This window comes from Streptomyces sp. NBC_00029, from assembly GCF_045160505.1.
GTDB lineage: Bacteria > Actinomycetota > Actinomycetes > Streptomycetales > Streptomycetaceae > Streptomyces.
Genome location: NZ_CP108292.1, coordinates 4989983 through 5012023, shown reverse-complemented (window position 1 = coordinate 5012023; position 22041 = coordinate 4989983). Strand labels below are relative to the sequence as shown.

The 22041-nt window shown below is 71.1% G+C and carries 24 protein-coding genes and 1 tRNA gene; 13 read left to right on the top strand and 12 right to left on the bottom strand.

All coding sequences use genetic code 11. From position 1 onward, the window contains the following. Positions 1–156 precede the first annotated feature (156 nt). The 3 genes from nhaA to OG753_RS23500 are packed head-to-tail and all read left to right on the top strand — an operon-like array spanning position 157 to position 3065. Complete coding sequence (nhaA, locus tag OG753_RS23510) at positions 157–1590, top strand: Na+/H+ antiporter NhaA (RefSeq protein WP_405790004.1); 1434 nt, start codon at positions 157–159, stop codon at positions 1588–1590. Between the two features lie 60 nt (positions 1591–1650). Continuing rightward, positions 1651–2109 carry a phage holin family protein gene (locus tag OG753_RS23505; protein ID WP_327263674.1) on the top strand — a complete coding sequence of 153 codons (459 nt, stop codon included), beginning with the start codon at positions 1651–1653 and terminating at the stop codon, positions 2107–2109. Then, positions 2106–3065 carry an alpha/beta hydrolase gene (locus OG753_RS23500; RefSeq protein ID WP_327263673.1) on the top strand — a complete coding sequence of 320 codons (960 nt, stop codon included), beginning with the start codon at positions 2106–2108 and terminating at the stop codon, positions 3063–3065. Before OG753_RS23505 ends, OG753_RS23500 begins: the two co-directional genes overlap by 4 nt. Positions 3066–3402: 337 nt before the next feature. On the opposite strand, the gene OG753_RS23495 is transcribed toward OG753_RS23500, so the two are convergent. The 3 genes from OG753_RS23495 to nth form a co-directional block, all read right to left on the bottom strand. Then, entirely contained in the window at positions 3403–4605 is a 1203-nt protein-coding gene (locus OG753_RS23495) for a MarP family serine protease (protein WP_327263672.1), read from the bottom strand. Between the two features lie 13 nt (positions 4606–4618). Further along, the gene (locus OG753_RS23490) at positions 4619–5341 is read right to left on the bottom strand and encodes an NUDIX hydrolase (RefSeq protein WP_405790002.1); all 723 of its coding nucleotides are present in this window, start codon (positions 5339–5341) and stop codon (positions 4619–4621) included. A gap of 188 nt (positions 5342–5529) precedes the next feature. After that, a complete protein-coding gene (gene nth, locus OG753_RS23485) occupies positions 5530–6384 on the bottom strand; it encodes an endonuclease III (RefSeq protein ID WP_405790000.1) in 855 nt (284 codons plus the stop codon). A 269-nt stretch (positions 6385–6653) separates the two neighbouring features. Between nth and OG753_RS23480 the strand changes: the two genes are divergently transcribed. Continuing rightward, on the top strand, positions 6654–7328 hold the full coding sequence (locus OG753_RS23480; RefSeq protein WP_003981529.1) for a Crp/Fnr family transcriptional regulator: 675 nt from the start codon (positions 6654–6656) through the stop codon (positions 7326–7328). Between the two features lie 149 nt (positions 7329–7477). Next, entirely contained in the window at positions 7478–8296 is an 819-nt protein-coding gene (locus tag OG753_RS23475) for a nucleotidyltransferase domain-containing protein (RefSeq protein ID WP_405789998.1), read from the top strand. Positions 8297–8337: 41 nt separating this feature from the next. On the opposite strand, the gene OG753_RS23470 is transcribed toward OG753_RS23475, so the two are convergent. From OG753_RS23470 to OG753_RS23450, 5 genes are all read right to left on the bottom strand, one after another. Then, on the bottom strand, positions 8338–8697 hold the full coding sequence (locus OG753_RS23470; RefSeq protein WP_405789996.1) for a hypothetical protein: 360 nt from the start codon (positions 8695–8697) through the stop codon (positions 8338–8340). Further along, positions 8694–9539, bottom strand: a complete 846-nt coding sequence (locus OG753_RS23465; protein WP_327263668.1) for an MBL fold metallo-hydrolase — start codon at positions 9537–9539, stop codon at positions 8694–8696. Before OG753_RS23465 ends, OG753_RS23470 begins: the two co-directional genes overlap by 4 nt. Next, positions 9536–10450, bottom strand: a complete 915-nt coding sequence (locus tag OG753_RS23460; protein WP_327263667.1) for an NUDIX hydrolase — start codon at positions 10448–10450, stop codon at positions 9536–9538. The genes OG753_RS23465 and OG753_RS23460 overlap by 4 nt, the downstream gene beginning before the upstream one ends. A gap of 173 nt (positions 10451–10623) precedes the next feature. Then, positions 10624–11097: a RidA family protein gene (locus OG753_RS23455; RefSeq protein ID WP_327263666.1), complete on the bottom strand. Its 474-nt coding sequence runs from the start codon at positions 11095–11097 to the stop codon at positions 10624–10626. Beyond that, positions 11094–11255, bottom strand: a complete 162-nt coding sequence (locus tag OG753_RS23450; RefSeq protein ID WP_007264966.1) for a DUF4177 domain-containing protein — start codon at positions 11253–11255, stop codon at positions 11094–11096. Before OG753_RS23450 ends, OG753_RS23455 begins: the two co-directional genes overlap by 4 nt. A 143-nt stretch (positions 11256–11398) precedes the next feature. On the opposite strand from OG753_RS23450, the gene OG753_RS23445 reads away from it, so the two are divergent. Both OG753_RS23445 and OG753_RS23440 read left to right on the top strand, forming a co-directional pair. Further along, a complete protein-coding gene (locus tag OG753_RS23445) occupies positions 11399–12382 on the top strand; it encodes an ArsA family ATPase (RefSeq protein WP_405789993.1) in 984 nt (327 codons plus the stop codon). Continuing rightward, positions 12379–13773 carry an ArsA family ATPase gene (locus tag OG753_RS23440; protein WP_405789991.1) on the top strand — a complete coding sequence of 465 codons (1395 nt, stop codon included), beginning with the start codon at positions 12379–12381 and terminating at the stop codon, positions 13771–13773. Before OG753_RS23445 ends, OG753_RS23440 begins: the two co-directional genes overlap by 4 nt. A 29-nt stretch (positions 13774–13802) precedes the next feature. Here the strand turns inward: OG753_RS23440 and OG753_RS23435 are convergent, their stop codons facing one another. Next, positions 13803–14153: a WhiB family transcriptional regulator gene (locus tag OG753_RS23435; protein ID WP_030009547.1), complete on the bottom strand. Its 351-nt coding sequence runs from the start codon at positions 14151–14153 to the stop codon at positions 13803–13805. Positions 14154–14538: 385 nt separating this feature from the next. On the opposite strand from OG753_RS23435, the gene OG753_RS23430 reads away from it, so the two are divergent. Continuing rightward, complete coding sequence (locus tag OG753_RS23430) at positions 14539–16836, top strand: transglycosylase domain-containing protein (protein ID WP_405789988.1); 2298 nt, start codon at positions 14539–14541, stop codon at positions 16834–16836. Positions 16837–16927: 91 nt separating this feature from the next. On the opposite strand, the gene OG753_RS23425 is transcribed toward OG753_RS23430, so the two are convergent. Further along, on the bottom strand, positions 16928–17389 hold the full coding sequence (locus tag OG753_RS23425) for a GatB/YqeY domain-containing protein (protein WP_327263662.1): 462 nt from the start codon (positions 17387–17389) through the stop codon (positions 16928–16930). A gap of 68 nt (positions 17390–17457) precedes the next feature. Between OG753_RS23425 and OG753_RS23420 the strand changes: the two genes are divergently transcribed. The 4 genes from OG753_RS23420 (at position 17458) to OG753_RS23405 (ending at position 19453) form a co-directional block, all read left to right on the top strand. Then, positions 17458–18396 (top strand): metallophosphoesterase, encoded by a 939-nt coding sequence (locus OG753_RS23420; protein WP_327263661.1) that lies wholly within the window; start codon positions 17458–17460, stop codon positions 18394–18396. Between the two features lie 108 nt (positions 18397–18504). Continuing rightward, positions 18505–18765: a hypothetical protein gene (locus OG753_RS23415; RefSeq protein WP_327263660.1), complete on the top strand. Its 261-nt coding sequence runs from the start codon at positions 18505–18507 to the stop codon at positions 18763–18765. 44 nt (positions 18766–18809) lie between these two features. Continuing rightward, positions 18810–18883, top strand: a tRNA-Pro gene (locus OG753_RS23410). A 372-nt stretch (positions 18884–19255) separates the two neighbouring features. Next, positions 19256–19453, top strand: coding sequence for a hypothetical protein (locus OG753_RS23405; protein WP_327263659.1), 198 nt, complete (start codon positions 19256–19258; stop codon positions 19451–19453). A gap of 149 nt (positions 19454–19602) precedes the next feature. On the opposite strand, the gene OG753_RS23400 is transcribed toward OG753_RS23405, so the two are convergent. Continuing rightward, positions 19603–19881: a hypothetical protein gene (locus OG753_RS23400; RefSeq protein WP_327263658.1), complete on the bottom strand. Its 279-nt coding sequence runs from the start codon at positions 19879–19881 to the stop codon at positions 19603–19605. Between the two features lie 188 nt (positions 19882–20069). On the opposite strand from OG753_RS23400, the gene OG753_RS23395 reads away from it, so the two are divergent. Continuing rightward, on the top strand, positions 20070–21500 hold the full coding sequence (locus OG753_RS23395; protein WP_405789985.1) for an aminopeptidase P family protein: 1431 nt from the start codon (positions 20070–20072) through the stop codon (positions 21498–21500). A 15-nt stretch (positions 21501–21515) separates the two neighbouring features. On the opposite strand, the gene OG753_RS23390 is transcribed toward OG753_RS23395, so the two are convergent. Next, the gene (locus OG753_RS23390; RefSeq protein ID WP_405789983.1) at positions 21516–22031 is read right to left on the bottom strand and encodes a DUF5956 family protein; all 516 of its coding nucleotides are present in this window, start codon (positions 22029–22031) and stop codon (positions 21516–21518) included. Positions 22032–22041: the final 10 nt, after the last annotated feature.

The window sequence follows — 22041 nt, the reverse complement described above, 5'->3', positions numbered from 1 at the left end:
TGACCCTTTCGCACTTAAAGTGATGATCGCCGGATACGTCCTCGTGTGTGCCCTGTAAGGTATTCAAAGCGTAAAGAAAGACCACAGGGTGCGCCGGGAAGTCTGGTCGGCAATGAGCTTCGTCATGCCGTCCAACCGACCCCGGAGGTGTCCCTCGTGGCCGCGCCCAGCCCCACCGACCACAAGAGCGGCAAGCTGCTCGGCCGGCTCACCCTGCCCGAGCGCCGCTTCGTCGCCGATGCCCTGCGCACCGAGACCGTCGGCGGAGTCCTGCTGCTCGTGGCCGCGATCGCCGCCCTCCTGTGGGCGAACATCCCCGCCGTATCCGACAGCTACGCCGACGTCCGGTCCTTCCACATCGGCCCCGCCTCCCTCGGCCTGGACCTCTCGCTCCAGCACTGGGCCGCCGACGGACTCCTCGCCGTCTTCTTCTTCGTCGCCGGGATCGAGCTCAAGCGCGAGCTCGTCGCGGGCGATCTGCGCGACGCAAGGGCGGCCGCGCTCCCGGTGATCGCCGCCCTGTGCGGTATGGCCGTACCCGCGGTGGTCTACGTCATCGTCAACACCGTGGGCGACGGCTCCACGGACGGCTGGGCCGTCCCCACCGCCACCGACATCGCCTTCGCGCTCGCCGTCCTCGCCGTCATCGGCACCTCACTGCCGTCGGCCCTGCGCGCCTTCCTGCTGACCCTCGCGGTCGTCGACGACCTCTTCGCCATCCTGATCATCGCGGTGTTCTTCACCAGCGACATCGACTTCCTCGCGCTCGGCGGCGCGTTCGTGGGCCTGGCCCTCTTCTGGTTCCTGCTCCACCGCGGCGTCCACGGCTGGTACGTCTACGTCCCGCTCGCCCTGGTCATCTGGGGCCTGATGTACAACAGCGGAGTCCACGCCACCATCGCCGGCGTCGCCATGGGCCTGATGCTCCGCTGCACCCGCCGCGAGGGTGAGCAGCAGTCCCCCGGTGAGCACATCGAGCACTTGGTCCGGCCCCTGTCGGCCGGGCTCGCCGTGCCCCTCTTCGCCCTGTTCTCCGCCGGTGTCTCCCTCTCCGACCACGCCATCGCCCAGGTCTTCACCCGGCCCGAGACCCTCGGCGTCGTACTCGGCCTCGTCATCGGCAAGACCGTCGGCATCTTCGGCGGCACCTGGCTGGCCGCCCGCTTCACCAAGGCCGAGCTGAACGAGGACCTGGCCTGGCCCGACGTACTCGCGGTGGCCGCGCTCGCCGGCATCGGCTTCACCGTCTCCCTCCTCATCGGCGAACTCGCCTTCGCCGACGACCCGGTGCTCACCGACGAGGTCAAGGCCGCCGTCCTGATCGGATCCCTGATCGCCGCCGTGATCGCGTGCGTGATGCTCAAGCTCCGCAACCGCAGGTACCGGGCGCTCACCGACGCCGAGGAGCGCGACGAGGACCACGACGGCATCCCGGACATCTACGAGGAGGACAACCCCGCGTACCACTTGCGGATGGCCAGGATCTACGAGGACAGGGCCGCGGAACACCGCCGCAGGGCCGAGGACGCGGCCGCCGCCGCGCTCCAAACGGCAGCCGGGTCCACCGCCGAGGGCGACCGTCCGGCATGATCTGACTGACGACGCAGGACAGCCGCGCCGCCCGGCAGCAGACGACAGAGGGAGAGAGCGATGAGCGCAGTGGACCAAGAGGCGCAGGGAGCCGAGCGCACACTCGGCCAACTGGTCGCCTCGGCCACCGCCGAGATGTCCGCGCTGGTGCACGACGAGATCGCCCTCGCCAAGGCGGAGATCCGCGAGGATGTCAAGCGCGTGGGCAGCGGGTCCGCCTCGATGGTGGCCGCCGGAGTGCTCGCGCTCTTCTCCGTCCCGGTGCTGACCTTCGCCGCGGCGTACGGGATCCACAACCTCGGGCTCGGGCTCGCGTGGTCCTTCCTCATCGTCGGCGGCGCGTTCCTGCTGATCGCGGGCGTGCTCGTGCTCATCGGCGTACGCAAGTTCAAGAAGGTCAAGCCGCCGGAGAAGTCCATCGCCTCCGTCAAGCAGACCGCCGCGCTGGTCCAGACCGTCAAGCCGCACCCGCGGCCGGTGAGTGACAAGGCTGTGGGTGTGGCACGCTCGTCCTCATGACAGCGCCCACGCCGGACCCCAGCGTTCCTCCCACAGCTGCCACGGCGGTACGGCTCGACCTTCCCGGCGGGCGGACGGTGACGCACCGGGACGTCGCTGCCAACGGCGCCCGCTTCCACGTCGCCGAGCTGGGTGACGGACCGCTGGTGCTGCTGCTCCACGGCTTCCCGCAGTTCTGGTGGACCTGGCGGCACCAGATGACCGCGCTCGCCGACGCCGGGTACCGGGCGGTCGCGATGGACCTGCGCGGTGTGGGCGGCAGCGACCGCACCCCGCGCGGCTACGACCCCGCCAACCTGGCCCTCGACATCACTGGGGTCGTACGGTCCCTCGGCGAGCCGGACGCCGCCCTCGTCGGGCACGACCTGGGCGGCTACCTCGCCTGGACGGCGGCCGTGATGCGGCCCAAACTGGTGCGCCGCCTCGTCGTCTCGTCCATGCCGCACCCGCGCCGCTGGCGCTCGGCGATGCTCTCGGACTTCGGGCAGACGCGGGCGAGTTCGCACATCTGGGGCTTCCAGCGGCCGTTCGTTCCCGAGCGTCAGCTCGTCGCCGACGGCGGGGCCCTCGTGGGTGAGCTGATCCGGGACTGGTCCGGGCCGCGGCTGCCGGAGGACGAGGACCTGGCCGTGTACCAGCGGGCCATGTGCATCCCGTCCACCGCGCACTGTTCGGTCGAGCCGTACCGCTGGATGATGCGGTCGATGGCCCGTCCCGACGGGATCCAGTTCAACCGGCGGATGAAGCGGCCGGTGCGGGTGCCGACGCTGCATCTGCACGGATCGCTCGACCCGGTGATGCGGACGCGGAGCGCGGCCGGTTCCGGTGAGTACGTCGAAGCCCCGTACCGGTGGCGGCTGTTCGACGGGCTCGGGCACTTCCCGCACGAGGAGGACCCGGTCGCCTTCTCGTCGGAGCTGGTGAACTGGCTGAAGGACCCCGAGCCGGACCGCTGACCGACCCCTGGGCGGACGGCAGTTCACTCATACGCTTGTCCTACGAGCATTCAATTGCCTCGCGCATAGGCCAATTGGCCGCCCGTGACGGGGTTACGGACCTTGGGGCACGGGCAGAGCTCGGAGTATGAGCTGGACGCACGACTACGGTGACACCGCGCACGAACGACGCTCGGCAGCGACGCCGGGCACCCACGAGAGGGCCGGCCGGCACGGCCACGACCCCCGCCTCGGGATTCCGCTCATCCTGCGACGCCGGGCCCGCTGGGTCTCCGCGCGCCTGCGTCATCCACGGACGTAGGGACCCTGCGGGGGCGGGGCGTCGTACCGGGTCGTATCAGAGGGCGCAGCCCTGGCTGTCGACCCGGCGTACGGCGTCCTTGCCGATCCGGATGTCGTCGCGGATCTCGTCCACCGTCAGCACGTAACCGGTGTTGGGGTCGTCCAGGGACTTCGCGAAGACGACTCCGTACACCTTGCCGTCGGGCGTCAGCAGCGGTCCGCCGGAGTTGCCCTGGCGAACGGTCGCGAACAGCGAGTAGACGTCCCGCCGGACGGTCCCGCGGTGATAGATGTCCGGTCCGTTGGCGTTGATCCGGCCGCGGACGCGGGCGGAGCGGACGTCGTACGCGCCGTTCTCCGGGAAGCCGGCGACGATCGCGTCGCTGCCGCTCGTCGCGTCCTTCTCGGAGAACTCCAGCGCCGGGGCCTTCAGCTTGGGCACGTCCAGGACGGCGATGTCGCGCGCCCAGTCGTAGAGCACGACCTTGGCGTCGTACAGCTTGCCCTCGCCGCCGACCTGCACGGTGGGCTCGCCGACGCCGCCGACGACGTGCGCATTGGTCATCACCTTGCCGGGCGCGAAGACGAAGCCCGTGCCCTCCAGCACCTTGCTGCAGCTGGGTGCGGTGCCGACGACCTTCACGATCGAGCGCTTCGCCTGGTCGGCGACCGGGCTGCTGGCGAGCGCGGGGTCGGGCGCCTTGACCTCGGTGATGGGCTCGTTGGAGAACGGGCTGAACACCTGCGGGAAGCCGTTGCGCGCGAGCGTGGAGCTGAAGTCGGAGAACCAGGTGTTCGCCTGGTCGGGCAGCACGCGCGACACGCCGAGGAGGACCTTGGAGTTGCGGACCTCCTTGCCCAGCGTGGGGAGCGAGGTCCCGGCGAGCGCGGAACCGATCAGCCAGGCCACCAGCAGCATCGCGACCACGTTGACCAGGGCCCCGCCCGTCGCGTCGAGCGCGCGTGCGGGTGACCAGGTGATCTGGCGGCGGAGTTTGCTCCCGAGATGGGTGGTCAGGGCCTGGCCGATCGAGGCGCAGATGATGATCGCGACGACGGCGATGACGACGACGGTGGTGGACACCTGGGTGCCGTTGTCCGTCACCCGGTCCCAGATCAGCGGGAGCAGGGACACGGCGACGAGGCCACCGCCGAGGAAGCCGATCACCGACAGGATGCCGACGACGAACCCCTGGCGATAGCCGACGATCGCGAACCACACGGCGGCGAGCAGCAACAGGATGTCCAGCACGTTCACGTGGGCCACCGTCTCATGCGCGCCAGTCGAGCGGGACCTGCCGCGAGCGGTCCCAGGGACGCTCCCAGCCCGCGAAGTGCAGGATCCGGTCGATCACTCCGGCGGTGAAACCCCAGACCAGAGCCGATTCGACGGTGAAACCCGGACCCAGGTGACCGCTCGGGTGAACGGTCATGACCCGGTGTTCGGGATCCGTGAGATCGGCCACGGGCACCGTGAAGACCCGGGCCGTCTCGGCCGGGTCCACGGCGCCCACCGGGCTGGGGGCACGCCACCAGCCGAGGACCGGGGTGACCACGAACTCGCTGACGGGGATGTAGAGGCGGGGCAGCACACCGAAGAGCTGAACACCGGAAGGATCAAGTCCGGTTTCTTCCTCGGCCTCGCGCAGCGCGGCGCGCAGCGGGCCGGTGGTGCGCGGATCGCCGTCCTCCGGATCCAGCGCACCGCCGGGGAAGGACGGCTGGCCCGCATGCGAGCGGAGGGTGCCGGCGCGCTCCATGAGCAGCAGCTCGGGGCCGCGGGCGCCCTCCCCGAAGAGGACGAGCACGGCGGACTGCCGCCCCCGGCCGTCCTCGGGCGGCAGGAAGCGGCTCAGCTGGCCCGGCTGAACGGACCGGGCGGCCCGGACGACGGGATCGAGCCAGTCCGGCAGGCCGTCGGTCGTGACGGCCGGGCCGCCGCCCTCGCGGGATCCCACCGTGGTTCCGGCCTCGTCCCGTGTACCGCGCGTCATGGGCACCCCTGTCCGCCTCGTCCTGTCCAGCACCGTCTCCCACACCACAAAACGCGGTCCGGGTACCGATTCGTTCCTACAGCCCCAAAGCCCTGCAGTCCGGCAAAACCTGCCCCCTCACGGCCCTGCGTCCGCTATGGGGCGCCAGCAAGCCGCCAGCAAGCCGCCAGGGAGCCGTCAGGGAGCCGCTAGGGCGCCGTGTCCGCCACGGCGCCGCCCAGCGGCGGGGCCGGCAGCCCCGGATAGTCCGGGGGCGGGGTGAGCCGCTGGCCCGGCTGGCCGCCCTTCTCGTACTTGAGCAGCTTCTTCGCCTTCTCCGGGTCGGTCTCACCCTCCCCGTACGCCGGGCAGAGCGGGGCGATCGGACAGGCCCCGCAGGCCGGCTTGCGGGAGTGGCAGATCCGGCGGCCGTGGAAGACGACCCGGTGCGAGAGCATCGTCCACTCGCTCTTCGGGAAGATCGCGCAGATCTCCGCCTCGACCTTCTCCGGGTCCTCCTGCTCGGTCAGCTTCCAGCGGCGCACCAGCCGGCCGAAATGGGTGTCCACCGTGATCCCCGGGACACCGAACGCATTGCCGAGGACCACGTTGGCCGTCTTCCGGCCCACTCCGGGCAGGATGACCAGGTCCTCGATCCGGCCCGGCACCTCCCCGCCGAAGTTGTCCCGCAGGGCCTGCGAGAGGCCGAGCAGGGACCTCGACTTGGCCCGGAAGAACCCGGTCGGCCTGATGAGCTCCTCCAGATCCTCCGGGGCGGCCGCGGCCATGTCCTCGGGGGTCGGGTAGGCGGCGAAGAGGGCCGGGGTCGTCTGGTTCACGCGCAGGTCGGTCGTCTGCGCGGACAGCACCGTCGCGACGAGCAGCTCGAAGGGATTGCGGAAGTCGAGCTCCGGATGGGCGTACGGATAGATCTCGGCCAGCTCACGGTTGATGCGCCGCGCCCTGCGCACCATGGCCAGGCGGGATTCCGGCTTGGCCGACTTCGGTTTCTTGGCCGAAACTTTGCCCTGAGGGGTGGCCGCAGCCCTCGCGGACGTCTTCACTGGGACATGTTCGCCCACGGCAGAATTTTGGGGCTCCGTCACTCCGGCGGACCCCTTGGCCTGTGCTCTCACCGGCTTATTGGACACCCGGCCAGCCTAAGGCCGGCCGCTGACACCCGCCCGGACCTCAGGTAACACCACTCCGATTGGCCTCTGGCCGCACAGCACGCCCGTCCGTCCGGCATCCTTGTGATTGATCGCACTGTTTGAGCCGTCCGGCAAAATGGGGAGCACGGTCCCCTGAGCTGGTCGACATAGGAGAGAGACTCGTGGACGACGTTCTGCGGCGCGCCCCGCTCTTCGCGGCGCTCGATGACGAGCAGGCCGCGGAGCTCCGCGCCTCCATGGGCGAGGTGACCCTCGCACGCGGTGACGCCCTGTTCCACGAGGGCGACCCCGGCGACCGGCTGTATGTCGTGACCGAGGGCAAGGTGAAGCTCCACCGCACCTCCCCCGACGGCCGCGAGAACATGCTGGCCGTCCTCGGCCCCGGCGAGCTGATCGGCGAGCTGTCGCTCTTCGACCCGGGCCCGCGCACCGCCACCGCCACCGCGCTGACCGAGGTCAAGCTCCTCGGCCTCGGCCACGGTGACCTCCAGCCCTGGCTCAACGCCCGGCCCGAGGTCGCGACCGCGCTGCTGCGCGCCGTCGCCCGCCGCCTGCGCAAGACCAACGACCAGATGTCCGACCTGGTCTTCTCCGACGTTCCCGGCCGTGTGGCGCGGGCGCTCCTCGACCTGTCGCGCCGCTTCGGCGTGCAGTCGGAGGAGGGCATCCACGTGGTGCACGACCTCACGCAGGAGGAGCTCGCCCAGCTCGTCGGCGCCTCGCGCGAGACCGTGAACAAGGCCCTGGCCGACTTCGCGGGCCGCGGCTGGCTGCGCCTGGAGGCCCGCGCGGTCATCCTGCTGGACGTGGAGCGCCTCGCGAAGCGCTCGCGCTGACGCCTGCCACAGCCGTTGGAGGGGTCCTGCCCGACCGGGCGGGGCCCTTTCGCGCGTTACGGGCCCGACGCCGCCACAGGGGCGCTCCGCGGCGCGTGAACGGCGCCCGGGTCGGCCGCCCCGGGCGAGCCGGCGGGCACAGTGGAGCCATGGAGCACAGAGGGCTGGACGCGTCCGGGTACTTCGAGCGGGAGGGCTCCCTCGGGCGGGTTCAGGACGGGTTCAGGGGCCTCGTGGCCGCCGCACGGGCGCGGACCGCCGAGGCGTACGGCCGGCGGCTGCACAGCGCGTACCTGTACGGGTCCGTGCCGCGCGGGACGGCCCGGCCCGGGCTGTCCGACCTGGACCTGCTGCTCGTCCTGCACCACGAGCCCTCCGACGACGACCGGGACACCGCCGAGGTCCTCGCGCGCGGGCTCGACGAGGACTTCCCGGAGGTCGACGGCGTCGGCATCCTGCTCCAGGACAAGGCCGCCGTGCTGAGCGAGGCGGAACGATTCGACCTGGGCTGGTTCCTCGCCTGCCTGTGCACCCCGCTGCTCGGCGCCGACCTGGCCGAGCACCTGCCGCGCTACCGCCCGGACAGCCTGCTCGCCCGCGAGACCAACGGGGACCTGGCCGACGTACTCCCCGAATGGCGGACCCGGGTGCGGGAGGCGTCGACCCCGCAGGAGTACCGGAAGCTGAGCCGCCGCTTCTCGCGGCGCCTGGTGCGCACCGCCTTCACGCTGGTCATGCCCCGGTGGGGCGGCTGGACCAGCGACCTCGGCGAGTCCGCGGAGATCTTCGGCATGTACTACCCCGAACGCGCGGCCCAGCTGCGGGAAGCGGCCGCCGTCGCGCTGGATCCCGTAGCGGACCCGGAGGTGCTGCGCTCGTACGTCGAGGACCTCGGGCCCTGGCTCGCGGACGAGTACACGGCCCGGCACGGCACCAGGACACGGCGCCGGGGCGTGCCGGCAACGTAGCGACGGCGCCCCGAGGGCGCGTCCCCGGCCGCCGGACGGCTTCAGGCCTTCTCGGCCCCGGGCCCGGCCCCGGCCTGGGGCTGAGGCCGGCTCCGGGCCTCGGCCCGGGTCAGGGTCTCGGCGAGGGCCTCGACGGCCAGCTTGGCCTCCGCCAGGCCCGCGCCGGTGATCCGGCGGTACTCCTTGATCGCCGATATCTGCCGGTCGGCCCTGATCAGGTCGCGCACCTCGGCCATCCCGGCCGGCTCCGGCTCCTCGATGCCGAAGTGCTCCAGCACCAGGGCCAGGCGGCGCTCCGTCCGGTCCGCCTTGAGCTGGAGGCTCTGCACGCGCAGGGTCACCGTCGAGGTGATCCATCCGGCCGTGGCGATCAGCACGACCAGCAGGAACACGGTGTTCATTCGGGCCCCCCAGGGATCAGTCCGTGATCTTGAAGGTACTCGAGCTGCGCCCGGACGGACCATTCCGCGGCCGGCCACAGCGACCGGTCCACGTCCGCGTAGACCTGCGAGACGACGGCCTCCGGCGTGACGAAGCCGTTCTCGACGGCCGTTTCAACCTGCGCGAGCCGGTGAGCACGATGGGCCAGATAGAACTCCACGGCGCCCTGTGCGTCCTCCAGGACCGGTCCGTGGCCCGGCAGGACGGTGTGCACCCCGTCGTCCACGGTGAGCGAGCGCAGGCGGCGCAGGGAGTCCAGATAGTCGCCGAGGCGGCCGTCGGGGTGGGCGACGACGGTGGTGCCGCGGCCCAGGATCGTGTCGCCGGTCAGGACGGCCCGGTCGGCCGGCAGGTGGAAGCAGAGCGAGTCGCTGGTGTGGCCCGGGGTCGCCACCACGCGCAGCTCCAGCCCGCCGGTCCGGATCACGTCCCCGGCGGCCAGACCCTCGTCGCCGAGGCGCAGGGCCGGGTCCAGGGCGCGGACCTTGGTACGGGTGAGCTCGGCGAAGCGGCCCGCGCCCTCGGCGTGGTCGGGGTGGCCGTGGGTGAGCAGGGTGAGGCCGATCCGCTTGCCCGCCCGCTCGGCGGTGGCGATGACCTCCCTCAGGTGCACGTCGTCCAGCGGGCCGGGGTCGATCACGACGGCGAGGTCGGAGCCGGGCTCGGAGACCAGCCAGGTGTTGGTGCCGTCGAGGGTCATCGCGGAGGCGTTGGGAGCCAGGACGTTCACCGCGCGGGCGGTCGCGGGCCCGGAGGTGACGACTCCGCGGGGCTGGCCGGGCAGTGCGGCGGCATCGGTCATGCGGGGCCTCCGGGGCCTGCGGGACGTCCGGGGACGCGCTTGGTGAACTCGTCGTGCCCCGGCCAGCTGAGCACCACCTCGCCGTCCTCCAGCGTGGCCCGGGCCAGCACCGGGGTGAGGTCCTGCCCGGCCGCGGCGGCGAGCGCGCCCGCGGCGCTCCCGTACGGCTCCAGGGACCGCAGGGTGGAGATAGTGGGCGGCATCATCAGCAGCTCGCCCTTGTCGTAGCCGGCGGCCGCGTCGGCCGGGCGGATCCACACGGTCCGGTCGGCCTCGGTGGAGGCGTTGCGGGTGCGCTGGCCCTCGGGCAGGGCGGCGACGAAGAACCAGGTGTCGTAGCGGCGCGGCTCGAACTCGGGGGTGATCCAGCGCGCCCAGGCACCGAGCAGGTCGGAGCGCAGCCGCAGGCCGCGGCGGTCGAGGAACTCCGCGAAGGACAGCTCCCGCGCCACGAGGGCCTGCCGGTCGGCCTCCCAGTCGTCCCCGGTGGTGTCGCCGACGATCGTGTCCGGGGTCTGCCCGGCGAGCAGGACGCCCGCCTCCTCGAAGGTCTCCCGTACCGCGCCGCAGACGATGGCCTGGGCGGTGCGGGGATCGGTCCCGAGCCGGACCGCCCAGTCCTCCTGGGACGGACCCGCCCAGCCGACCTGGTGCTCCTCGTCCCGGGGATCGACCCCGCCACCCGGATAGGCGTACGCGCCCCCGGCAAAAGCCATGGAGGTCCGCCTGCGCAGCATGTGCACGGCGGGACCGTCGGGTGTGTCGCGCAGGAGCATCACGGTGGCGGCGCGCCGCGGCGCGACCGGTGTGAGCGAGCCGTCCGCGAGCGCGCGGATGCGGTCGGGCCACTCCGGCGGGTACCACTGGCCTCCGGCGGAGGGCTGCTGCTGACCATGCTGACCATTCGGCATGGCCGGATGCTACGGCCATCCGGCCCGATGTTCGAGGGTCACCCGTCGCGGCGGCAGTGACGGGCCGCCCGCAGGGGCCGTCCCGGTGGCGCCGCGCAGGCACCACGCAGGACGGGCCGGGCACCGCGCTGCTCGCGCGACCCGGCCCGCCCCGGCGGAACCGCCCCGAAGGGTCAGGCTCCGGCGACCAGCTCGACCTGGATCTCGATCTCGACCGGTGCGTCCAGCGGCAGGACCGCCACGCCGACCGCACTGCGGGCGTGGACGCCCTTCTCGCCGAGGACCGCGCCCAGGAGCTCGCTCGCGCCGTTCAGCACGCCCGGCTGCGCCGTGAAGTCGGGGGCGGAGGCGACGAAGCCGACGACCTTCACGACACGCGCGATCTTGTCGAGGTCACCGACGACCGACTTGACCGCGGCCAGGGCGTTCAGCGCGCACGTGGCGGCCAGCTCCTTGGCCTGCTCCGCCGAGACCTCGGCGCCGACCTTGCCGGTGACCGGCAGGTTGCCTTTGATCATCGGGAGCTGGCCCGCGGTGAAGACGTACGAGCCCGACCGCACGGCCGGCTGGTACGTGGCCAGCGGCGGAACGACCTCCGGCAGGGTCAGGCCGAGTTCGGCCAGCTTCGCCTCTACAGCGCCGCTCATGCCTTCTCCCGCTTGAGGTACGCCACGAGCTGCTCGGGGTTGTTCGGGCCGGGCACGACCTGGACGAGCTCCCAGCCGTCCTCGCCCCAGGTGTCCAGGATCTGCTTGGTGGCGTGAACCAGCAGCGGGACCGTCGCATATTCGAACTTCTTGGTCATGGGAGCGAGGGTAGTGCCTGTGGTGCGGGGCGCATGCCGCCCCCGGAACCGGCGGCCGGGCGTAACGCAGCTCACCCCCGAACACTCCCGCAGGACCACCCGGCACCACCGCAGCCGAACCGGAGGAATTAGGCTCGGGCGCTGTGAGCAGGCTCCAGGTGGTCAGCGGCAAGGGCGGCACCGGCAAGACCACGGTCGCCGCAGCACTCGCGCTTGCCCTCGCACGCGAGGGCGGCCGGACTCTTCTCGTGGAGGTCGAGGGCAGGCAGGGGCTCGCGCAGCTCTTCGGCGCCGAGGCGCTCCCGTACGAGGAGCGGAAGATCGCCGTGGCGCCCGGCGGGGGCGGTGAGGTCTTCGCGCTCGCCATCGACGCCGAACGGGCGCTGCTGGACTACCTCCAGATGTTCTACAAGCTCGGCTCGGCCGGCCGCGCGCTCAAGAAGCTCGGCGCCATCGACTTCGCGACGACCATCGCCCCGGGGCTGCGCGACGTGCTGCTGACCGGCAAGGCCTGCGAGGCGGTGCGGCGCAAGGACAAGGCCGGCCGGTACGTCTACGACCACGTGATCATGGACGCGCCGCCGACCGGGCGGATCACCCGGTTCCTGAACGTCAACGACGAGGTGGCGGGCCTGGCCCGGTTCGGGCCGATCCACAACCAGGCCCAGGCCGTCATGAAGGTCCTCAAGTCCCCCGAGACGGCGGTGCACCTGGTCACCCTCCTGGAGGAGATGCCCGTCCAGGAGACCGCCGACGGCATCGAGGAGCTGCGCGGAGCCGGGCTGCCGGTCGGACGAGTCATCGTCAACATGGTCCGGCCCCACCATCTCGACGAGGACACCCTGCGCAGCGCGGCCGAGGACCACCGGGCCGAGGTGGCGAAGGCGCTGTCCCGGGCGGGTCTCGGCGGCGCGCGCCGCGGCGGGCTGGCCGAGCGGCTGGTGGACCCGCTGCTCACGCAGGCGGCCGAGCACGCGAGCCGCGTGGAGCTGGAGCGCGCGCAGCGCGGCGTACTGGCGGGGCTGGACCTGCCGACGTACGAACTTCCGCTGCTCGGCGCGGGGATGGACCTGGCCGGGCTGTACGCGCTGGCCAAGGATTTGCGGAAGCAGTCGGTGGCCGAATGAGCGAGGGGGTGGACACCGTGGGCATGGACACTCCGCCGCGGCTGGCGGTCGACCGGCTGTTGGACGACCCGGAGACCCGGATCATCGTGTGCTGCGGGGCGGGCGGGGTCGGCAAGACCACCACCGCCGCGGCGCTCGGCGTACGGGCGGCCGGGCGCGGGCGCAAGGCGGTCGTGCTCACCATCGACCCGGCGCGGCGCCTCGCGCAGTCGATGGGGATCGACTCGCTGGACAACACCCCGCGCAAGGTGGAGACCGTGGGGGCGGGCGGCGGTGAACTGCACGCCATGATGCTGGACATGAAGCGCACCTTCGACGAGATCGTCGAGGCGCACGCGCACGGCGAGCGGGCCCGGGCCATCCTCGCCAACCCCTTCTACCAGTCCCTGTCGGCCGGCTTCGCGGGCACGCAGGAGTACATGGCGATGGAGAAGCTCGGGCAGCTGCGGGCCCGGGACGACTGGGACCTGATCATCGTCGACACTCCGCCGAGCCGGTCCGCGCTGGACTTCCTGGACGCGCCGAAGCGGCTCGGGTCCTTCCTGGACGGGAAGTTCATCCGGGTGCTGATGGCTCCGGCGAAGGTGGGCGGCCGGGCGGGGATGAAGTTCCTCAATGTCGGCATGTCGATGATGACGGGCACCCTCAGCAAGCTGATGGGGGCCTCGCTGCTGAAGGACGTCCAGACCTTCGTGGCCGCGATGGACACGATGTTCGGCGGCTTCCGCACGCGTGCGGACGCGACCTTCCGGCTCCTCCAGGCTCCCGGCACGGCGTTCCTGGTGGTCGCCGCGCCCGAGCCGGACGCCCTGCGCGAGGCGGCGTACTTCGTGGAGCGGCTGGCCGCGGAGAAGATGCCGCTGGCCGGTCTGGTGCTGAACCGGGTGCACGGCAGTGGCGCCGACCAGCTGTCCGCCGAACGGGCGTTGTCCGCCGCAGAGAATCTTGAAGAAGGCGGCATTGTGGATCAGGAGTCCGGGAAAGCTGGACTTCGTGACTCGGGCGCGGAACCCACGGGAACCGCCGAGACCGCCGGGTCCACCCGGACGGAACGAACCGCACGGACCGCTCAGACCACACGGACCGCGAACCCTCCCGAGACAGGCTCCCCCGGCACCGAAGGCGACACCCCGGTCGCCGGCACCGCAGGCACCGACGCCGCGGTCGCCGACACTGCGGTCGTCGACCGGATCACGGCAGGACTGCTGCGCCTGCACGCCGAGCGCATGCAGGTGATCGCGCGTGAACAGCGCACACGCGATCGCTTCACGTCACTCCACCCCGAGGTGGCGGTGGCCGAAGTGGCCGCCCTGCCCGGCGATGTGCACGACCTCGCCGGGCTGCGGGCCATCGGAGAACGACTCGCGGCCGGGGTACCGGCCGGAGCGTAGGCGTTCGTACGCCGTGGCTGCCGTGTGGTCTACCCGGCTGCCGCGTATGTCTCGTACGACACGTCGATCTCCGCGTCTGCATCCATGGTGAGGATGCCCGTACTGCGCTCGTATTCCGTACGTGCGGTTTCGAGCAGCCGTCGCCACGAGGTGACGGTGGGACGCCGGCGCAGCAGCGCACGTCGTTCCCGCTCGGTCATTCCGCCCCACACGCCGAACTCGACACGGTTGTCGAGCGCGTCGGCCAGGCATTCGGTCCGCACCGGACAACCGGTGCACACCGCCTTGGCCCTGTTCTGTGCCGCTCCTTGAACGAATAGTTCATCCGGATCGGTAGTGCGGCAGGCTGCCTGCGCACTCCAGTCGGTAACCCAGCCCATCCCGGCGCCGTCCTCTCCCGAATCGAGGCTCCCCCACGGCGGTAGCGGCATATTCACCGCTACCAGTTGAGGACGTTACGGAAGGCGAGCACAGTGCAACACCCCCGACGGGCCCAATCTTGAATGGTCCGAACGGACTATGGGTAAGCGGCAGATCACCCGACGGAGTGATCCGGCGACATGCCCGGCCATTGCGGCAATTCGGGTGTAATCGTCGGTTCGGCTTCAGCAGAGGGGCCAGATTCGGACATGTGTCCACCCCATTCGGGAAGGGTGAAAATCAAGCCGAGGGGTTGATGTCGCACCACACTGCTGTGACAGTTGGGGACAGCTTAGGCCAAGGCATTCGCGTGTGTCCGGCGAATGAGAACGTAGGCTGCCCCCTATGGGAAAGAAGCGCTCGGGCGGCGGGCTCACGGGGAGCCAGCAGGCCGCCAAGTTCCTCGGGGTGTCCGTTCTCTCCGGGGTTGTACTGGCCGGCATGGCGATTCCGGCCGCAGGCGCCCTGGGCCTGGCGGCCAAGGGGACGGTCGAGGGATTCGATGAGATCCCGGCCAATCTCAAGACTCCGCCACTGAGCCAGCGGACCACGATTCTGGACGCAGAGGGTGGCTTGATCGCCACCGTCTATTCACGCGACCGTCAGGTGGTCCCGCTCACGGCGATCTCCCCGTACATGCAGAAGGCGATCGTCGCGATCGAGGACTCGCGTTTCTACGAGCACGGCGCGGTCGACCTCAAGGGCATCCTGCGCGCGGTCAACCGCAACGCGCAGGAAGGCGGCGCCGCACAGGGCGCCTCCACCCTCACCCAGCAGTACGTGAAGAACGTCTTCGTCGAAGAGGCCGGCGACGACGAGACCAAGGTGCGCGAGGCCCAGGAGAAGAGCCTCGGGCGCAAGATCCGCGAGCTGAAGTACTCGATCCAGGTCGAGGAGGAGCTCGGGAAGAAGAAGATCCTCGAGAACTACCTCAACATCACGTACTTCGGCCAGCAGGCGTACGGAATCGAATCCGCGGCCCAGCGCTACTTCAGCAAGCCGGCCAAGGACCTCGCTCTGGAGGAGTCCGCGCTGCTCGCCGGCGTCGTCCAGTCGCCGAGCCGGTACGACCCGGTGAACGACGTGCAGGAGGCGACGAAGCGCCGCAACATCGTCCTCCAGCGGATGGCCGACACCAAGGACGTCTCGCAGGCCGAGGCGGACGCGGCGAAGGCCAAGCCGGTCACCCTCAAGGTGACCAAGCCGAAGAACGGCTGCATCACCGCGGTCAAGGGCGCGGGCTTCTTCTGCGACTACGTGCGCAACTCCTTCCTGACCGACACCGTCTTCGGCAAGACGCGCGAGGACCGGGCGAAGATCTGGAACCAGGGCGGCCTGACCGTCCGCACCACCCTGGACCCGCAGTCGCAGGACGCGGCCAATGAATCGATCAAGGACCACGTCTACCAGGAGGACTCGATCGCAACGGCTGTGACCATGGTCCAGCCGGGCACCGGCCGGGTCCTGGCGATGGGTCAGTCCAAGCCGTACGGCTTCGGGAAGAACGAGACGCAGATCAACTACTCCGTGGACAAGCGGATGGGCGGCTCGAACTTCGGCTTCCAGGTCGGCTCCACGTTCAAGCCGTTCATCGCGGCGGCCGCCCTGGAGCGGGGCATGCCGCCGACGAAGGTGTACCAGGCGCCGAACAAGATGAACTACCCGGCGTCGATCTCCCGCTGCGACGGCACGGAGTGGCTGAACCTGCCGATCGACGGCAAGATCCAGACGGCGAAGAACGAGACCGAGGACGAGATCGGTCCGTACGCGCTGCGGACGGCGATGGAGAAGTCCATCAACACGTACTTCGTCGAGATGATCGGCGAGATCGGCCTCTGCCCGGTGACGGAGATGACGCAGAAGCTCGGCGTGGTCCCGGCCGACGGCTCCAAGCTCCCCGAGGCCCCCTCCATCGCGCTCGGCTCCGCCGAACTCTCCCCCCTGACGATGGCCAACGCCTACGCGACCTTCGCCAACCGCGGCATCTTCTGCACGCCGGTCGCCATCGAGTCGATCACCGACCCGCACGGCAAGGCGCTCGCCGTGCCGAAGTCCAAGTGCGACCGGGCGATGTCCACCGAGACGGCCGACACCATCAACACCCTGCTGCGCGGAGTGGTCGACTCCGGTACAGGTGAGCGGGCCGGCCTGAGCGACCGCGACAGCGCCGGCAAGACCGGTACGACGGACGGCCGCTACAACGCCTGGTTCGTCGGCTACACGCCGAACATCTCCGGCGCCGTGTGGGTCGGCTCGGGCGGCGCGAAGAAGATCTCGATGGAGAACATCGTGATCGGCGGCAAGCCCTTCGACAAGGTCTTCGGCGGTGGCCTGCCGGGCCCGATCTGGAAGGACGCGATCAGCGGCGCGCTGTCCGGCCGCGAGTCCGGGAACTTCACCACGGTCGGCATCCCGGAACCGAACGTCCCCCCTTCCGGTGGCCCGCGCGGCAACAAGCCGAGCGCGAACCCGAACCGGCCCGGCAAGCCCGGCGGTGACGGCAAGCCCGGCGGGCGGCCCGGCGGTCAGAACGCCGGAGCCACCGGGGGTGCCACGGGCGGCGTGGAACCGCAGCCCCCGTTCCCCGGGATCACGCTCGACCCGGGCACCGGCGGCGTGATCGGCGGCCGCGACGACCAGTAGCGGTCGGCGCACACAGCAAGAGGGGGAGGGCCCCGGCCGATTTCGGCCGGGGCCCTCCCCCTCTTGCTGCGCCTGGTCTTGCTCTGCGGTCCTACGCGAGCTGCTGCTTGACGACGGCGGCGACACGCCCGCCCTCCGCCAGCCCGGCGACCTTCGGGTTCACGATCTTCATGACGGCACCCATGGCCCGCGGCCCCTCGGCACCCGCCGCCCTGGCCTCCTCGACGGCCTGCGCGACGATCGCGACGAGCTCGTCGTCGCTGAGCTGCTTGGGCAGGTACGTGTCGAGGAACTCGCCCTCCGCGGTCTCCCGGGCGGCCTGCTCGGGACGGCCGCCCTGGGCGAAGGCATCCGCGGCCTCACGGCGCTTCTTCGCCTCCTTGGCGATCACCTTGAGGACTTCCTCGTCGGAGAGCACACGGGCCTCCTTGCCCGCGACCTCCTCCTTGGTGATGGCGGAGAGGGTCAGGCGCAGCGTGGACGAGTGCAGCTCGTCACGCGCCTTGATGGCGGTCGTGAGGTCTTCCTGGAGCTTGGCCTTGAGCGTGGTCATGCAGCTGAGTCTGCCAGGTACGGGGCCGGTGGCGCTCACTGGTTTTCCGGGTCTGCGACGATGGGTCCATGCGTGCGCGTTACGGAGTACCCCTGAAGGCAGCTGCCGGAATCGCTGCGGTGGGGGCCGCGGGTGTGGCCTATGCCGCCGGTTTCGAGGCGCGGTCCTTCCGCCTGCGCCGGGTGACGGTCCCGGTCCTTCCCCGGGGGATGCGCCCGTTGCGCGTACTCCAGGTGTCCGACATCCATATGGTCGGCGGGCAGCGCAAGAAGCGCGCCTGGCTGCAGTCCCTCGCGGGCCTGCGCCCCGACTTCGTCGTGAACACCGGCGACAACCTCTCGGACACCGAGGGCATCCCCGAGCTGCTCGACGCGCTGGGCCCCTTGATGAACTTCCCGGGCGTGTACGTCTTCGGGTCGAACGACTACTACGGGCCGCGGCTGCGCAACCCCGGGCGCTACCTGATCGAGAAGACCCAGGGCCGGCACGGGCTGAACGGGAACAAGCCGGTCGTCGGCGCCGTCCACAACCCGTGGGAAGAGATGCGGGACGCGTTCGACGCGGCCGGCTGGCTGAACCTCACCAACACGCGGGCCCGGCTGAAGCTGGACGGCCTGGAGCTGGCCTTCACCGGGCTCGACGACCCGCACATCAAGCGGGACCGCTACGCGGAGGTCGCCGGCGGGCCGGAGGCGGGCGCGGACTTCTCGATGGCCGTGGTGCACGCCCCGTACCTGCGCGTGCTGGAGTCCTTCACCGCCGACCGGTACCCCCTGATCCTCGCGGGCCACACCCACGGCGGACAGCTGTGCATCCCCTTCTACGGGGCGCTCGTCACCAACTGCGACCTGGACACCAAGCGGGTGAAGGGGCTCTCCACGCACGAGGCAGAGGGCAACCGCGCGTTCCTGCACGTCTCGGCCGGCTGCGGCACCAACCGGTTCACCCCGGTCCGCTTCGCCTGCCCGCCGGAGGCGACGCTCCTGACGCTCACCCCGAAGGCGTAACACGCTGCCGGAACGACCGCACCGGCGCGCCTCGTCCCCGTGGTGCTCCGGGCCCTGATCCGCACCGCGGCCGTGGTGGGGCTGGTCATCGAGTGCGCGTAACGGAGCGTGCCCGTCGTCCTGAGCCACTTCACGATCTGGACGAACATCCTGGTCGCGGTCGTCCTCGGGCTGTCCGCGGCACGCGCCTGGCGGCGCCTGGTCACCCCGGCCGGCGCCCTCCTGGACTTCCTCCTCCTCACGGCGCCCCGCACCCTGCGCCCGCGGCACGCCGCGCAGTGGCTCGCATACCCGCTGGCGCACGTGACCTTCGCGCTGATCCGCGGCCCCGCGAAAACCGGATTTCGTCTCCGGCGAGAGGTCCGCTAAAGTAATCGATGTCGCCAGGGCAGCAAGTGCTGCGGGGCGGCGATCGGGGTGTAGCGCAGCTTGGCAGCGCGCTTCGTTCGGGACGAAGAGGTCGTGGGTTCAAATCCCGCCACCCCGACGCTGAAGTACCAGGTGAGAGCCGGTGCAGAGAAATCTGCACCGGCTCTTTCTGCGTCCGGGCGACCAACCGAGCGGCTAAGGGTTCGGAGCGGCCTCTCCTCGAGCGGGACCCCCTTGTCGCCTTCTCTGTCCGCTGATCACCGGCGGCTCTCACCCGGCCTCGACGGTGCCCGCGCCTGCAGAGCGGGCAGGGGGCTTTCGTCGTGTGCGGGAGGGTCACACGGCTCCTGCCCCGTCAAGACACGGCTTTTCGAGTCATGACCCTCATCAGGGCGGACGGGCCTACTTGATGCGTGGTCACGCTGAAAGGTGGCGGGGCCGAACCGATCCGGCGGTTGCGTTGCTGCCGGACACACCTCAAGGAGCAGGCATGGTCCACAACCTTCCCGCCCCCGCCCCCAAGCGGCACATCGCCCGCCTCGGAAGGTGCGTCACCGCGGCGGCCTTCGTCTCCGCCGCGATCGCGATGCCGGCTTCCACCGGGGCAGAGCGCGACGCGGCCAAGGCCAAGACCAGGGGCCAGCTGATCGACAACGGACCGAAGCTCACCGGCATACCGGGCCTGTGATCCTCGGCTCCGGGCGACGTCCCTTCCGGAGCCCGTGCCCCGCCTTCGTCGGCACGAGCCTCTCGGGCTCCGACGGGATCCGCGAGGCGACGGAGGAGATCCGGTCCGCGACTCCGGAGTGCAAGGGGACCCGGTAGCCACGACCGCCGTCAGTAAGGGCGCGGGGACATGATGTGGGGCTCCGTGGGCGGAGCCTCGAAGAGGCAGCGGGGGACGCCCGGGCCCGGGGTCGCGCGGACGGAGACGCGGGTCGGGGGGTCCGTGGGCAGCTCGACGTGCACGGTCACCGGGTGATCGTCGTGCGTCGTGGCGTGTCCGGTCTCCTTGCCGTCGACCAGTACCTCCACGACGGCGGTGTGCCCGGTCTGGACGGTGGCGCTGACCGAGTGCCCGTTGTGGTCGATGTGGAAGTGATGGCGCCGGCCCATGTGATCGCCTCCTGGCAGTACCCCCCTCACGACCAGGGTAGCCACGGGAGCCGCGGAGTGCCTTGTGCAGCGGCCCGGGCGGTGTGGCCGCTGCGGCAACTCGGCAACGGCGGAAACGTTTCTGACGGGCTTGTACACCCGGTCCTATGATGCGAGCCGGACAGCAGTTCACTCGACGAGGAGGAACCGTGGCAGTGGCCGCCGATGACCAGCAGCCGGTCGAGCAGCCCGCGGCCCGGGGGGTCTCCGAGGAGCTCGCGCGGAACATGGCGTCCGGCTGGGCCCACACCGAGGCGCACGATCTGCCGCCGATACCCCAGGCGGGCCGCACCGCCGCCCGCCGGGCCGCACTGTCGGCCCGCTTCCCCGGGGAGCGCCTGGTCGTCCCGGCCGGCAACCTGCGGATCCGCTCGAACGACACCGAGTACCCCTTCCGTGCCTCGACCGAGTACGCGTACCTCACCGGCGACCTCAAGGAGGACGGGGTCCTGGTGCTGGAGCCGGCGGACGGCGGCCACGAGGCCGCCCTGTACCGGCTGCCCCGCTCCGACAAGGAGAACGGCGAGTTCTGGCTCGACGGCCAGGGCGAACTGTGGGCCGGCCGCCGTCGCAGCCTCACCGAGGCCGGGGCCCTCTACGGCATCCCCTGCCGCGACGTGCGCACGGCGGCCGGTCTGCTGCGCTCGGCCGGCGGCCCCGTACGCGTGGTGCGCGGGCACGACGCGGGCATCGAGGCGGCGCTCGCCGATATGACCACCGCCGAGACGGACGAGGAGCTGCGGGTCTTCCTGTCCGAACTTCGCCTGGTCAAGGACGCGTTCGAGGTCGGCGAGCTGCAGAAGGCCGTCGACTCCACCGTCCGCGGTTTCGAGGACGTCGTGAAGGTCCTCGACAAGGCCGAGGCCACCTCCGAGCGCTACATCGAGGGCACCTTCTTCCTCCGTGCCCGCGTCGAGGGCAACGACGTCGGCTACGGCTCCATCTGCGCCGCCGGCCCGCACGCCTGCACCCTGCACTGGGTCCGCAACGACGGCGACGTCCGCTCCGGCGACCTGCTGCTGCTCGACGCCGGCGTGGAAACCCACTCCCTCTACACCGCCGACGTCACGCGCACACTCCCCATCAACGGCACCTACACCGACATCCAGCGCAAGATCTACGACGCGGTCTACGCCTCCCAGGAAGCCGGCATCGCCGCGGTGAAGCCGGGTGCGAAGTTCCGCGACTTCCACGACGCCTCCCAGCACGTCCTGGCCGAGAAGCTCGTCGGGTGGGGGCTGCTGGAAGGCCCGGTCGAGCGGGTCCTGGAGCTGGGCCTGCAGCGCCGCTGGACCCTCCACGGCACCGGTCACATGCTCGGCATGGACGTCCACGACTGCGCCGCCGCCCGCCGCGAGGCATACGTCGACGGAACCCTCGAGCCCGGCATGTGCCTGACCGTCGAGCCCGGCCTCTACTTCCAGACCGACGACCTGACCGTGCCCGAGGAATACCGCGGCATCGGCGTCCGCATCGAGGACGACATCCTCGTCACCGAGGACGGCAACCGGAACATGTCGGCCGGACTGCCCCGCACCTCGACCGAGGTCGAGGCCTGGATGGCGCGCCTGAAGGGCTGACCCTCCGGGGGCCGCTCACCGCTCCCCGGGGCCGGCCAGTTCGGCGAGCGCGCCCCGGACCAGGGCGAGGAAGGCCGCGGAGGGCCCTGCCTCCACGGCGCGCTCCGCGGCCAAGCCGTCGAGGTGTTCCAGGAGCTCGCCGACGGTGCCGAAGGGGCCGACCGGGCGGAGCAGCCAGAGGCGGCCCGGGGGCCGGGGCGGGAGGCCCAGCCCGGCAAGGATCTCGTCGGCCTCCCGGTCGAGGTCCCGGAGGTCGGGCTCCGGCAGCGGGGCGCACTCCACGCCGGTGATGTGGCCGTGGCCGTCGAGGGCGGTGTCCACCGCCCAGTGGGTGGAGCGGTCGGGGATCCAGGTGCGGGCCGCGGGCGGCCAGACGTACGGGAGGAACGCCCAGCGCAGGTCCTCGGGAGCCGGCTCCCAGCCGAGCACCTCCAGCTCCCGCATCTCGGGCAGCCGGTCCGGCTCCAGTTCGCTGCGGCCGGTACGGCGCAGTGCGAGCGGGTGCGGTGTTCCGTCCTCGTCCCACGACATGCGGGCACGC

Coding starts and splice junctions, on each gene's coding strand:
- OG753_RS23400 (WP_327263658.1), bottom strand. CDS start 19,881: ATGGGCCGGCGCCATCACTTCCACATCGACCACAACGGGCACTCGGTC.
- OG753_RS23470 (WP_405789996.1), bottom strand. CDS start 8,697: ATGAACACCGTGTTCCTGCTGGTCGTGCTGATCGCCACGGCCGGATGG.
- OG753_RS23455 (WP_327263666.1), bottom strand. CDS start 11,097: ATGAGCGGCGCTGTAGAGGCGAAGCTGGCCGAACTCGGCCTGACCCTG.
- OG753_RS23490 (WP_405790002.1), bottom strand. CDS start 5,341: ATGACGCGCGGTACACGGGACGAGGCCGGAACCACGGTGGGATCCCGC.
- OG753_RS23435 (WP_030009547.1), bottom strand. CDS start 14,153: ATGGGCTGGGTTACCGACTGGAGTGCGCAGGCAGCCTGCCGCACTACC.
- OG753_RS23390 (WP_405789983.1), bottom strand. CDS start 22,031: ATGTCGTGGGACGAGGACGGAACACCGCACCCGCTCGCACTGCGCCGT.
- OG753_RS23430 (WP_405789988.1), top strand. CDS start 14,539: ATGGGAAAGAAGCGCTCGGGCGGCGGGCTCACGGGGAGCCAGCAGGCC.
- OG753_RS23500 (WP_327263673.1), top strand. CDS start 2,106: ATGACAGCGCCCACGCCGGACCCCAGCGTTCCTCCCACAGCTGCCACG.
- OG753_RS23475 (WP_405789998.1), top strand. CDS start 7,478: ATGGAGCACAGAGGGCTGGACGCGTCCGGGTACTTCGAGCGGGAGGGC.
- OG753_RS23505 (WP_327263674.1), top strand. CDS start 1,651: ATGAGCGCAGTGGACCAAGAGGCGCAGGGAGCCGAGCGCACACTCGGC.
- OG753_RS23440 (WP_405789991.1), top strand. CDS start 12,379: ATGAGCGAGGGGGTGGACACCGTGGGCATGGACACTCCGCCGCGGCTG.
- OG753_RS23420 (WP_327263661.1), top strand. CDS start 17,458: ATGCGTGCGCGTTACGGAGTACCCCTGAAGGCAGCTGCCGGAATCGCT.
- OG753_RS23450 (WP_007264966.1), bottom strand. CDS start 11,255: ATGACCAAGAAGTTCGAATATGCGACGGTCCCGCTGCTGGTTCACGCC.
- OG753_RS23425 (WP_327263662.1), bottom strand. CDS start 17,389: ATGACCACGCTCAAGGCCAAGCTCCAGGAAGACCTCACGACCGCCATC.
- OG753_RS23405 (WP_327263659.1), top strand. CDS start 19,256: ATGGTCCACAACCTTCCCGCCCCCGCCCCCAAGCGGCACATCGCCCGC.
- OG753_RS23460 (WP_327263667.1), bottom strand. CDS start 10,450: ATGCCGAATGGTCAGCATGGTCAGCAGCAGCCCTCCGCCGGAGGCCAG.
- OG753_RS23465 (WP_327263668.1), bottom strand. CDS start 9,539: ATGACCGATGCCGCCGCACTGCCCGGCCAGCCCCGCGGAGTCGTCACC.